Source organism: Chryseobacterium antibioticum (assembly GCF_012927325.1).
Taxonomy (GTDB): Bacteria; Bacteroidota; Bacteroidia; order Flavobacteriales; family Weeksellaceae; genus Chryseobacterium; species Chryseobacterium antibioticum.
In genome coordinates this window covers 58552-71812 of sequence record NZ_JABBGI010000024.1, presented here as the reverse complement: position 1 = coordinate 71812, position 13261 = coordinate 58552, and the positions used below count along the sequence as shown (strand labels likewise).

11 protein-coding genes are annotated in these 13261 nt (G+C 37.1%); 9 read left to right on the top strand and 2 right to left on the bottom strand.

Going from position 1 to position 13261, the window contains the following annotated elements:
• Positions 1-172: 172 nt before the first annotated feature.
• On the bottom strand, positions 173-1138 hold the full coding sequence (locus HHL23_RS17125) for a DUF4349 domain-containing protein (RefSeq protein WP_169236007.1): 966 nt from the start codon (positions 1136-1138) through the stop codon (positions 173-175).
• Positions 1139-1517: 379 nt separating this feature from the next.
• On the opposite strand from HHL23_RS17125, the gene HHL23_RS17120 reads away from it, so the two are divergent.
• From HHL23_RS17120 to HHL23_RS17105, 4 genes are all read left to right on the top strand, one after another.
• Positions 1518-1907, top strand: coding sequence for a hypothetical protein (locus HHL23_RS17120; protein ID WP_169236006.1), 390 nt, complete (start codon positions 1518-1520; stop codon positions 1905-1907).
• An 8-nt stretch (positions 1908-1915) separates the two neighbouring features.
• The gene (locus tag HHL23_RS17115) at positions 1916-4177 is read left to right on the top strand and encodes a reprolysin-like metallopeptidase (protein ID WP_169236005.1); all 2262 of its coding nucleotides are present in this window, start codon (positions 1916-1918) and stop codon (positions 4175-4177) included.
• Between the two features lie 286 nt (positions 4178-4463).
• Positions 4464-4958, top strand: a complete 495-nt coding sequence (locus HHL23_RS17110; protein WP_169236004.1) for a hypothetical protein — start codon at positions 4464-4466, stop codon at positions 4956-4958.
• A gap of 16 nt (positions 4959-4974) precedes the next feature.
• Entirely contained in the window at positions 4975-7296 is a 2322-nt protein-coding gene (locus tag HHL23_RS17105) for a reprolysin-like metallopeptidase (protein WP_169236003.1), read from the top strand.
• A gap of 66 nt (positions 7297-7362) precedes the next feature.
• Here HHL23_RS17105 and HHL23_RS17100 read toward each other — a convergent pair whose 3' ends face one another.
• Positions 7363-8958 carry a peptide chain release factor 3 gene (locus HHL23_RS17100; RefSeq protein ID WP_169236002.1) on the bottom strand — a complete coding sequence of 532 codons (1596 nt, stop codon included), beginning with the start codon at positions 8956-8958 and terminating at the stop codon, positions 7363-7365.
• Between the two features lie 310 nt (positions 8959-9268).
• Here HHL23_RS17100 and HHL23_RS17095 point away from each other — a divergent pair, with 310 nt between their 5' ends.
• The 5 genes from HHL23_RS17095 (at position 9269) to HHL23_RS17075 (ending at position 13140) form a co-directional block, all read left to right on the top strand.
• Complete coding sequence (locus tag HHL23_RS17095) at positions 9269-10099, top strand: CPBP family intramembrane glutamic endopeptidase (RefSeq protein WP_169236001.1); 831 nt, start codon at positions 9269-9271, stop codon at positions 10097-10099.
• Between the two features lie 61 nt (positions 10100-10160).
• Positions 10161-10757, top strand: coding sequence for an RdgB/HAM1 family non-canonical purine NTP pyrophosphatase (rdgB, locus tag HHL23_RS17090; protein WP_194306314.1), 597 nt, complete (start codon positions 10161-10163; stop codon positions 10755-10757).
• 148 nt (positions 10758-10905) lie between these two features.
• The gene (locus HHL23_RS17085; RefSeq protein WP_169236000.1) at positions 10906-11835 is read left to right on the top strand and encodes a ribonuclease Z; all 930 of its coding nucleotides are present in this window, start codon (positions 10906-10908) and stop codon (positions 11833-11835) included.
• A complete protein-coding gene (locus tag HHL23_RS17080) occupies positions 11828-12598 on the top strand; it encodes a TIGR02757 family protein (RefSeq protein ID WP_169235999.1) in 771 nt (256 codons plus the stop codon). Before HHL23_RS17085 ends, HHL23_RS17080 begins: the two co-directional genes overlap by 8 nt.
• A gap of 11 nt (positions 12599-12609) precedes the next feature.
• Entirely contained in the window at positions 12610-13140 is a 531-nt protein-coding gene (locus HHL23_RS17075; RefSeq protein WP_169235998.1) for a DUF1003 domain-containing protein, read from the top strand.
• The last annotated feature ends 121 nt before the right edge of the window (positions 13141-13261 follow it).

Genomic DNA, 13261 nt, shown 5'->3' with positions numbered 1-13261 from the left:
ACGATCTCAGTTTCTATTATATCTTTGTCTAGTACTTGGTACATCATTGGCTTGCTTTCTTTTTTTATGTTTCGCAACACAAAAATAAGCAAGCCTTTTTTATAGGAAAAGTTTAAATGACTTCATTGATTAAAATAATATTAAAAAAATCCATCGAAGATGGATTCTATTATTACTGAGGATTATTGTCTGTCGTTTTTTTATTTTTATTCTTATTCTTATAGAAATAATATCCTATGCCTGCGATGACAAACAGAGGCCATAAAGGTAGTATGAAGAGAAAGATTGAAGTTATAACACCCCAGCCGGATGAAATGGCTGCCAGTGATTTTCCACCGAAACTTTTAGGTTCCTTTTCATGGTCGGATTTATCGGTAAGGGTTACGGCTATGCTGCATAACGTATTATCCGTATAGCTATTTCCGGAAACCTGGATGTTTTTATTGTCTACATCACCTATGCTGCTCAGATCATTCATTAAATCGTCGAAATTCTGGATGGGAACTTTAATATCCATATAATAGACTTTCTGGTTGGTCTCAGGGTAGGAAGACTCGCGTCTGGCTGGCTCTACGGTAATATAGGAAAGTTCCTCACTTTTTATATACCCATTGTTTTTTAGCGTTTCTTCTTTTACAAGCTCTTTTACGGTTTCTGCATTGTCCGCTTTTACAGACAGCAATCCGGTTTTTACCATTCTGTTTTTAGGAGTGTTAAGCTCGTAGCTGTCGTTTTTAGGTTGGTCTTTGTAAATGATCTTGGTTTCTTTGATCACTTTTGGAGCAGGAACATTAACAACGATCTTTTCAGTTTTTTTCTCTGTTGAGTCTTTTTTCTCAATCTTGGATTCCAGTTTTGTGGATGCAATTTTATCAGATAAAGAATCTACTATTTTGGCAGTACTTTCTATGGTCTGCTGAATCTCACCTTTTGTATCTTCAAAGTCTTTTATTTTGATATGAGCTGAATCCAGAACCTTATCTGCTGTATGATGAATAGAATTCACCGTTTCATTTACTGCAGCTGCAGCACTGTCCGCAGCATGTAACGTGTTTTCAATCTGAGATTGTGCAGCTTCTCCTTTCTTACACATGATAAAAGTGCTTGATAAAGCAACCAGTACTATGAACTTTTTCATAACATTAATTTTTTGATGAAGTAAAATTAGCGGTGTACTGGCGCAGATTTTTGTAAATCGAACGTATTATTCTGGTAAATATTTAAATCACTGAAAAATAGTGGTTTGTATTTGTTTTACAATTGTTTTACAAATTATTTGTTGTTTTATGAGATGCTGTATTATCGTTCTGATGATGCAAAGGGAATGAGACAAAATAAAATGCTTATTGTCTCATTTTAAGAATCTTAGTTGTAGAAAATGATAATAGAAATAATGCATTCATGTTTAAATAATTTTTATATTTGTTTTTATGGGATTATGTATTAAAAGTTTTCTTTTTTTGAGTTTTTTGATCTTTTTAGTGTTTAACTGCGCTGATTATAAAAATATTTCGAGTATGAATCAGGAAAGTAAAAACGAGGAAAAAGTAGAATTCACCGAAATAAGAAGACTTAATCTTAATAATGACCTGAAAGAATATACAGTAATTACTTCTACAAAAGGAATCAAAGAGTTGTATATGAAACTTAATGATTCCAAATATTCAAGATCAGCACCGATACCCGTTTTAGAAGAAGGCGAATATTTTTTGATCTTAAAACCAAAACTAAAAAGAATAAAAAACGGCGACATAGAGGTTGAAAAACTAGAAAAAAAAGGTTCTACCCTAAATGTATTTTATAAAGAAATTGAAAATCAAGAGTACGCTGAAAAGAAACAGTCTAATCCTATACTCATACTTAAAGTCATTGACAGTCCTAAAAAAATTAAACTAACCATAATTTAAAATACAATATGAGACGGAAATTATTACTTCTGACAAGTCTTCTGGTTCTTTCGGGAACAGCAGTAGCGCAGCAGAATACTTGGAGCAGGACTTCGCAGAAAAACGTAAAAGAAACCAGAGAAAGGAATGTAAGAACATCAGACTACCAGTTGGTCAGTCTAAATACAGATGAACTGAAACATCAGCTGTCTTTGGCACCAGACAGAAACAGACTTTCTTCGGAGAAAGGAATCCTTGTGAAATTTCCAAATGATCAGGGAACATTCGACACCTATGAAGTGTTTGAAGCATCTACAATGGATCCCAAGCTTCAGTCAAGATATGCTGACATTAAATCTTATGTGGGGCAAAGAGTAGGAGATCCTGCGACCAATATCAGATTTACTTATGATCCGTATTTCGGACTAAACGCAGTAGTGAGAGGGATAAAAGGAATATACTATATTGATTCTTATTCTCAGGATAACAAAACCTATATGGTATATGACAGAAAGAATGCTGCTTCTCAGAGCCGTTTTGAATGTCTGTTTAAAGGAGATTCTCCTTTGGTTGATCTGGTTCCTGATGTACATGGAAAAACCGTTATAGACGGTTTGCTGCGTAAATACAGATTGGCAATCAGTACAACAATAGAATATACGGCTTATATTTCCCAGCAGGCTGGTGTAGGAGCAGGAACTGATGCGCAGAAAAAGGCAGCTGTACTTGCGGCGGTTAATTTAGCAGTAGCGCGTCTTAACCAGGTATTTGAAAATGAAATTTCAGTAACATTGCAGCTTGTTGCCAATACAGATATGCTGTTTTTCATTGCTTCAGATACTTTTGATGCACTGGATGCCTATCAGATGATTGATGAGAATGTTACGGTAACCAATAATGCTATCGGTGTTAATAATTACGATATAGGACATGTGTTTTTCCAGGCTACTCAAGGAAATGATAATGGACTTGCTTACACTCCTGCGATTTGCGGTAGTGTGAAAGCAGGAGGTGTTACAGGTTCCGAAATCCCGGTAGGAGATCCATTTATAATCGATTATGTGGCTCACGAAATGGGGCATCAGTTTGGAGCCAACCATACTCAGAATAATGGTTGTAACAGAAATACCCCAACTTCAGTAGAGCCAGGAAGTGCAAGTTCTATCATGGGATATGCAGGAATCTGCTCTCCAAACGTTCAAAATAATAGCGATGCCTATTTCCACGCGGTAAGTATCCGTGAAATGTATACCAGAATTACCGGAACAGGCGGAAACTGTTCAGTGAATACACCGACAGGAAATAGTGAACCAACTGCGAATGCAGGACCAGATAAAACGATCCCGATGGGAACTCCGTTTGCTTTGACAGGTGTAGGCTCTGATCCGGATGGTGATGCAATTACCTATAACTGGGAACAAATTGATACCGGTGCTGCCACAATGCCTCCGAGACCAACCAATACAATAGGACCAATGTTCAGATCCATGTGGGGAACAACATCTCCTACAAGATACTTCCCAAGACTTTCAACAATTGTGGAAGGATACGATCCTGCCATGATTACAGCTTCAAATTATAGATCATGGGAAAAACTGTCTACAGTAGCAAGAAATTTAAATTTCTCATTAATGGTGAGAGATAACAAACCTGTGGGTGGGCAGACTGGGCGTGATGATATCCAGCTTACCGTATCTACTGCTGCCGGGCCGTTTACAGTAAGTTCACAGAATACAGCTGGCGTCGTATGGAATGTAGGAACACCACAGACCATTACCTGGAATGTAGCCAATACAAACTCAGCTCCTGTAAATACAGCGAATGTAACGATCCTGCTTTCTAAAGACGGAGGACTTACATTCCCTCATACACTGGTAGCCAGTACACCAAACAACGGTTCTTATACATTTAATGTTCCGGGAGGTTTAGGAACAAGTTCAACGGCAAGAATCATGATCAAAGCGATTGATAATGTATTCTTAAATGTGAATACAACCAACTTTACGATCACTTCTACATTAGGAACCAGCGAAACTGAAAAAGCGGAAGACGGAATAAGAATTTACCCGAATCCTTCAAAAGGAATCTTCACCATCGAAACAGAGGCAGGAAACGGTATTTCATATACTGTTTTTGCAATGGACGGAAAATTAGTCAATGCTAAGAAAGAAGTGAAGGGTGGTAAGATCCGTGAGGAAGTTAATCTATCTTATCTTCCTTCAGGTGTTTACATTGTTCAGGTAGATAAAGACGGTCAGAAAATTTCCAAAAAGCTGATTATCAAAAAATAATACAAGTTTTTGTTATAAAAAGAAACCGTTCAATATCACATTGAACGGTTTTTATTTTTAATTGAAACTTATGCATAACAAGCTGTTTACAGATGCATATTTATAAAGATATGCGGTTGGGCAACTACTTTTGTCTTTCAACTGATCATTTTTTTTAACAATTGTGTAATTTTAACGACTCGTTATTATGTTTTTGGGTTTATTTAACAATTATTTGATAATTTTTTAAAAAAATATCCATAATTAGCGTTTTGAATATTTACATTTGCGTATTAATATTTTAATAATGAAAAGAGTATTTTTGTTAATCTTTCTGTTGTTTTTGTTTGGATTTGGAGGTGGGGCAGGTTGTACAAACGTTTCTGCTACAAAAAATATAGTTAAAACAGAGCCAGTAATGAGTAGAAATAGTAGTGGAATAAAATTTTCAGAAGTACGAAGACTGAATAGAAATATACCATTAAAAGAGTATACAATTTTACAATCTTTTGAAGAAACACTGAAATTATACAGGGTGATGGAAGATAAGAGATTTTCCCGGTCAGAACCAATTCCTACACTGTCTGAAAATGAGTTTCTTCTTGTGTTGAAACCTACATTAAAAACACAGCAATACGGAGATATTCAAATAGAGAAGGTAGAAGAAGAGAAATCTGTTTTACATATTTATTATAAAGAAATTAATAACGAAGAATATTTATTGAATAAAGAAAAGAATCCCATACTGATTCTTAAAATTGAAGGGAAAGTTCCTTCAGGTGTTAAACTAATAACCTCTTAATTTATAAAAAAATTAGATGAAGAAAAAATTACTAGTTTTGGGTACCTTACTCATGTTTTCAGCAGTGGGGTTTGCTCAAAAAAATCATTGGAAAAAAACTGACTCAAAAATCAACAGTGAAATTCGTGAAAGTAATGTAAGGATTACTGATTTCGCTTTGTTTAAACTTAATGTCAGTGAGATTCAAAATCAGCTCAAAAATTTGCCGGACAGTGACCTGCATTTGTCTCAGAAAGGAGTACTGTTGAATTTTCCAAACCTTGAAGGAGGTTTCGACACCTACGAGGTTTTCGAATCATCAACGATGCATCCCGACCTTCAGAACAGATATTCTGAGATCCGGTCTTATACTGGCTTCAAAAAAGGTGACAAATCAGCAATTTTAAAGTTTACCATAGATCCTTATTTTGGATTTAATGGTATGATCAGAAATAATCAGGGAATTTATTATATCGATCCCTATACAATAGATAATAAGGTTTATAAACTTTATGACAGAAAAAATGCGTCATCTACTAATCAGTTTGAATGTCTTTTTAATGGAAATAGTGAACTGAATGAATCAGCTTTAAATACCCAGAAAACAGTTATTGACGGATTAAACAGAAAGTACAGGCTGGCTATTACAACGACAACAGAATACACTGCTTATATTGCAGGACAAGCCGGTGTAGGCTCGGGAACGGATGCTCAGAAAAAAATAGCAGTTCTTGCGGCTGTTAACCTGGCTGTAACAAGATTAAATGAAGTTTTTGAAAAAGATATTTCAGTAAGATTGCAGCTTATTCCGAATACAGATTCTTTATTCTTTATTAGTACAGATACTTTTAATGCCCTGGATGCAGGCCAGATGTTAAGTGAAAATATCACGGTTACCAATACTATTATTGGTGCTGCCAACTACGATATCGGACACTTGTTCTTTCAGGCAAATGCAGGAAATGATAATGGTTTAGCAGCCACTCCTTCCATTTGTGGAAATAGCAAAGCGGGTGGAGTTACAGGTTCTGCAGTTCCCGTAGGTGATCCTTTTGTAATAGATTATGTAGCCCATGAAATGGGACATCAGTTTGGGGCAAACCACACGCAAAATAATGGCTGTAACAGAAACACCCCTACATCGGTAGAGCCGGGAAGTGCAAGCTCTATTATGGGATATGCCGGTATTTGTGCTCCCAATGTACAAGCCCATAGTGATGCGTATTTTCATGCAGTAAGTATTGCAGAAATGTATACCAGGTTAACTTCAGGTTCTACCTCTAACTGCGGTGTTAAAACGCCAATTGCAAACGCAGAGCCCATTGCAAATGCCGGCGTAGATAGAAGCATACCGAAGAGTACCCCATTTATGTTAACAGCAACTGCAACGGATGCCAATAATGATGCTCTTACGTATACCTGGGAACAAACTGATTTTGGAGTTGTGGCTATGCCTCCCCAACCGGTAAATGCAGTGGGACCTCTTTTCAGGTCGGTAATGCCTACAGCATCACCTTCAAGATACTTTCCCAGACTGTCAACCATTGTTTCCGGCTATGACCCTGCAATTGTAGCTCCCACAGATGTGAAAGCATGGGAGAAGCTTGCTTCAAGAGGGAGAGATCTTAATTTTTCAGTTCTTGTAAGAGATAATAATCCTCTGGGAGGCCAGACAGGACGTGATGATGTCAAACTTACCGTTGTGGATGCTGCGGGACCTTTTGTGGTTACTTCACAAAATGCTACTGGCGTTGTTTGGACTGAAGGTCAGTCATATGCAATTACATGGGATGTTGCCAATACAACGGCAGCCCCTGTAAGCACACCTAATGTAACGATCCTGTTGTCAAAAGACGGCGGTCTTACGTTCCCAATTGTTTTGGTGGCAAGCACTCCTAATAATGGTTCTTATAATTATACGGTTCCGGGCGGTCTTGGAACAATTTCGAACAATGCCAGAATTATGGTGAAAGCTGTAGAGAATGTATTTTTAAATGTCAATTCGAAAAATTTCACAATTAATTCATCAGTGATCGTAACTCCCGGTCCAAATCCGGGGAATCCGGTAATCCCTACAAGAATCTACCAGGGGCTGATGATATATCCTGTGCCTTCCAATGATGGTTATGTTTATATTAAGGCAGATTTCCCTAGACAGGTTCCGTTGCGTCCTTACGTTATTACTTACGAATTATTTTCAATGGATGGAAAACTGATTGTTCCTAAAAAGACCAAATATATATTTGACCAGGATCTGCAACAGATTAACTTAAAACATTTACCTACCGAATCCTATATGATTCATGTTACTGTAGATGGAGAAAAGATTGTTAAAAAATTAATGATGATACCTAAGTAAATCATCCAAATAGATTCAATAAAAAAACCGTTCAGATGAACGGTTTTTTTTTAATGGAATTTAATATTACTCATTATTAAATTCACTGATAAAATGCAGTTTCACATTCGGGAATTTTTCCTGTGTCATATGAATTGTAAATGATGAATCTGCCAGGAATACAAGCTGATTGTATTTGTCTCTTGCAAGGAATCTCTGTTTCAGTCTTGCAAATTCTTTAAACTCTTCAGATTTTTCATCAGCTTCCACCCAACATGCTTTATGCATAGAAAGTGGTTCGTAGGTACATTTAGCACCATATTCATGCTCCAAACGGTATTGGATCACCTCATACTGAAGTGCTCCCACAGTCCCGATGATTTTTCTGTTGTTCATTTCCATTGTGAATAGCTGGGCAACCCCTTCATCCATCAGCTGATCAATACCTTTTGCCAATTGCTTAGCTTTAAGCGGATCACTGTTGTTGATATAACGAAAATGTTCAGGCGAGAAGCTAGGAACTCCCTTGAAGCTTAATTTTTCACCCCCTGTCAATGTATCTCCGATTCTGAAACTTCCCGTATCATGAAGACCTACGATATCGCCCGGGAAACTTTCATCTACCACCTCCTTTTTATCAGCAAAGAATGCATTGGGTGAAGAGAATTTCATCTTTTTGTTTTCTCTTACCAGCAGATAATTTTCATTTCTTTTGAATGTTCCCGAAACAATTTTCACGAAAGCAAGTCTATCTCTGTGTTTTGGGTCCATATTCGCATGGATTTTGAACACAAATCCGGTAAAATTACTTTCTTCCGGTTTTACAAGACGTGTATCACTTTCTTTAGGCTGAGGCATTGGTGCAATTTCAATAAATGCATCCAGTAGCTCACGAACTCCAAAATTATTTAAAGCCGAACCAAAGAAAACAGGCTGTAAATCACCTGACATATATTCTTCACGGCTGAATTCAGGATACACAGACTGTACAAGTTCCAGCTCATCTCTTAGGTCTTGAGCGGCTTTTTCTCCGATCACCTCATCTATTGAAGGATCATTGATATCGTCAAATTTAACGGTCTCACCTACTTTCTGTTTTTTTTCTTCGAGGAAAAGCTGAATATTGTTTTCCCAGATATTATAGATTCCCTGGAAGTCACTTCCCATACCTATGGGAATAGATAACGGAACTACTCTTAGTCCTAATTTCTGCTCCACTTCATCCAAAAGATCAAAGGCATCTTTACCCTCACGGTCTAGCTTATTGATGAAAACAAGCATCGGGATATTTCTCATTCTGCAGACCTTCACCAATTTTTCAGTCTGTTCCTCAACCCCTTTTGCAACGTCGATGACCACGATTACAGAGTCTACGGCTGTTAAAGTTCTATATGTATCTTCAGCAAAATCTTTGTGACCTGGCGTATCCAGGATGTTGATTTTATGGTCTTTATATTCAAAAGCCAATACAGAAGTCGCTACGGAGATCCCTCTCTGTCTTTCGATTTCCATAAAGTCGGAGGTAGCTCCTTTTTTTATTTTGTTGGACTTTACCGCACCGGCTTCCTGGATTGCACCCCCGAAAAGAAGTAATTTTTCCGTAAGGGTTGTTTTTCCGGCATCCGGGTGAGAAATGATCCCGAAAGTCTTTCTTTTTTGTATTTCTTTGATTAAGTCTGACATAGTGTATTTTGAAGTTGCAAAAATCGGGATTTTTTACGAGGTTTCAAATAATTTACGAGAATAAATGGTGGAGAGGTTGGAATACAGGCTACGAGATCCGGGATGCAGGATAAGAGGTGTAGGATATAAGGTGGAGACTTGGGATGTTTGAGGAATAGACTGATCCTGGATTCTATTGCTTGGGAAGGGCCTTTCCGGGCTCGATTTTATTGGGATTGAAATGGATAGAAGAAAATAAGTATTTCTTTTTTTAGTTGCTTAAGGCTTTCAAAAAAATTATCTTTGTTTTTATAAATTTTACAGAAATAGCATGGAAAATAGCAGGTATCCGAAGTTTACTTTCACCTGGATCGGTGGTCTTGTCTTGTTGGCAGGATTATTCATAGGAACAATAGCTGTTTCTTTTTTCGGCAGTTTCTGGAAAATGGCTTTCAGAGAAAACCTCGAACTGAAAGACTGGTTTTTAATGTTGACCAATGCCGCAGGATTTTTGACTGCTATTGCCTTTTTTGACTTTTTCATCGTAAGGCCTTCAACAGGGAAAAAACTGAATTTCAACTTTTCACCAACGAATTTTTATACCTATCTCCTGATATTTCCTATGATGATCGGGATGATGTTTATTTCAGAATTTATCACCTCTCTTATTCCTATAACAGGGCCATTCTGGGGGAAATATTATGAATATTTCTCGCAGCTTATGGAGCAGCTCACCTTTGAACCGGTGATTATGATCATTATGACCGTGATCATGGCGCCTATTTTTGAAGAAATAATTTTCAGAGGAATTATTCAGAAAGGATTGGTGAATAAAGGAGTAGACCCCAGAAGAGCCATTTTCTATGCGTCCATTATTTTCGGACTGGTTCATGGAAATCCGTGGCAGTTTGTAGGTGCGGTTTTGCTGGGCTGCGTACTGGGACTGGTTTATCATAAAACAAAGTCTCTGCTGCTTCCGATGTTGCTGCACGGATTCAATAATCTGTGTTCTTCATTGTTGGTAACCTATACCAAAAGCGAAAGTTTCGCAGATGCTTTCAAAATTTCAGAATGGATCATTTTGGTGGTAGGAATTGTACTTTTTTCTTTATTCTATTATCTGTTTACGAAAAAGTATAAAGTACATTATGCTGAAATATAATACAAAACAGAAATAGGATTAGCCGCAACAAGATGTACGGACAAAAACGAATTGAGCAAAAATGAATATAGATATGGAATTATTGGTTGCCACACACAACACACACAAAAAAGAAGAGATCCAGCAGATCCTTGGAAATGATTTTACGGTAAAAAGTCTCACAGATTATAATATTCATGAAGAGATTGTAGAGGATGGCGATTCTTTTAATGCCAATGCTCTGATCAAAGCGAAATATTGTTTTGAGAAAACGGGAATTCCAAGTTTGGGAGACGACAGCGGTCTTGCAGTTGAAGCCTTAGATGGCAGACCTGGAATTTTTTCAGCACGTTATGCAGGAGACCATGATTTTGCGAAAAACATGGAAAAGGTTTTAGGCGAATTAGACGGTGAGGAAAATAGAAAAGCATATTTCATTACGGTTTTATGCTATTATGATGAAAATGGAGCCCGCTACTTTGAAGGAAGAGTTCATGGAAATATACTAACAGAAAATAAGGGGCATAAAGGGTTTGGATATGATCCTATATTCGTCCCTGAAGGATATGACAGAACTTTTGCAGAAATGAATCCTGATGATAAAAACAAGATAAGTCACCGCAAACAGGCGTTGGATCTGTTCCTTGATTTTTTGAAAGTAAAGGATCAATTGATATAACGTAAAAAGCCACTGGTTTTTAGAAAGCTTAAGCAATTCCATACAGCTTTCGTCCTTTTAAAAATCCTATGCTTTTCAGTATTTAAAATTAAATCTAAAATATATGTTTAGATTTTCTGTCGTACATTTGTTACAATAAACTATTGATTTGAGTACCTATTTAACGATACTAGGCTTTAATTCAGCTATTCCGACCATTAATTCTTCGCCAACAGCTCAGCTTTTGGAAATAGAAGAAAGACACTTTCTGATCGACTGTGGAGAAGGAACGCAAGTACAGCTGAGAAAAGCAAAAGCAAGATTTTCAAAGATCAATCATATCTTTATATCGCACCTGCACGGGGATCATTGTTTTGGCCTTCCGGGGCTTATTGCCTCTTTCCGTCTGCTTGGACGGGATATGCCTCTGCACGTCTACGGTCCCAAAGGGATCAAGAAAATGCTGGAAACCATCTTTAAGATTACAGAAACACACCGCGGATTTGAGGTGGTTTATCATGAGCTGGATAAAGATTATTCCGAAATGATCTATGAAGACAGCAGGGTAGAAGTATATACCATTCCTTTGGATCACAGAATATACTGTAACGGTTACCTTTTTAAAGAAAAACCGAAAGACAGACACTTGAACATGAAGGAAATAGCCAAGTACAGCGAAATAGAATCCTGTGATTATCACAATATAAAGGCCGGAAAAGATGTTGTGCTGAGCGATGGTTACGTTCTTAAAAATGAAGTACTGACTCTTGACCCGGCACCTCCCGTTTCCTATGCTTTCTGCAGCGATACCCGTTATCTCGAAAGTATACTTCCGATTATTAAAAATGTAACGGTTCTCTATCATGAATCCACATTCCTGCATGATCTGAAAGAAATGGCCGATTATACCGGACATTCAACCGCTTTGGAAGCTGCAACGATTGCCCAAAAAGCAGAAGTAGGAAAACTTATTCTGGGACATTTTTCGAATCGATATGCAGACCTTACTGTATTTACGGATGAAGCCAGAAATGTTTTTCCCAATAGCTATCTACCGAAAGCTTTGGAAAGCGTAAAAATTGAAAACCTGTATGCTTAATTTTGAAGAATTAAAAAGCTTTTTGAACGAAAAAGCAGATCAATACAATAGTCCAGACTTCATTGAAGATGACCCAATACAGATCCCCCATCGCTTTACTTTAAAACAGGATATAGAGATTGCCGGTTTTCTGGCGGCCACTATTTCGTGGGGAAACCGGAAGTCAATCATCAAATCTGCTGATAAGATGCTGGATGTCATGGGAAATTCTCCTTACGATTTTGTACTGAATTATTCCGAAAAAGATTTGGAAATTCTTCAGGACAAAAGTATCCACAGAACTTTTAACGGCCAGGATTTTGCTTACTTCATCAAGCAGTTCAATAAGGTGTACAAAGAAAATGAAAGTCTGGAAAATTTATTTACCGTAAAAGATAAGGAAACCAATTTCTTTCATGCTATTGAAAGATTCAGGAATAACTTTCTGGAAGTTGAGAAACACAGAAGTCATAAACACATCAGTTCGCCTTACAAAAACTCTTCATCCAAAAGGATTATTATGTTCTTGCGATGGATGGTACGAAAAGACAAACATGGCGTAGATTTTGGTATTTGGGAAAATATAGACCAGAAACATTTATCGATTCCTCTGGATGTACATACGGGGAATATTTCGAGAAAGCTCGGCTTGGTTTCCAGAAAGCAGAATGACTGGAAAACCGTAGAGGAACTGGATGCAGCCATTAGAAAATTTGATGAAAATGATCCGGCTAAATATGATTTTGCACTATTTGGACTCGGAGTGACCAAAGAACTCTTATAACACAGGAAAGGATGAAAAAAGAAAACGAAAAAACAGAAGTCTTAGAAAAAATAGCAAACGGTATTACGTGGTGGGTAGGTTCTATTCCTTCACTTATCGTTCATACATTATTCTTTATTACATCATTTCTTTTGCCCATGCTCAATCTTGTTGAGTTTGACAAAATGCTTCTGATTCTTACAACTGTTGTTTCGCTGGAAGCCATTTATCTTGCTATTTTCATTCAGATGTCCGTTAATAAAAGTCATGAGAAAATTGAAGATATCCAGGAAGATATCGAGGAGATCAGTGAAGATATTGAAGACATTCAGGAAGATATCGAAGAGATTAGTGAGGACATTGAAGAAATCAATGAAGATATTGAAGATATTCAGGAAGATATCGAAGAAATCAACGAGGATGAAGATGACGAAGATAATAATGAAAGAGCTAAGAATGTGATACTTAAAAGCAATGTAAACTCCAATAAAAACGAGATCAAAGCACTAAAAGATATTATCAGCCAGCTTCAGACAGAAATAGAGCAGCTGAAAAAAGAATAATGGAAAAGACTAGATAATTGAATGATTATCGTAATAATATAAAAACAGATCGGTACGAATGAACCGATCTGTTTTTTTGCCGTTTTTTAAGTTCAAAATGTAACTCTACTATTTTTGTGGA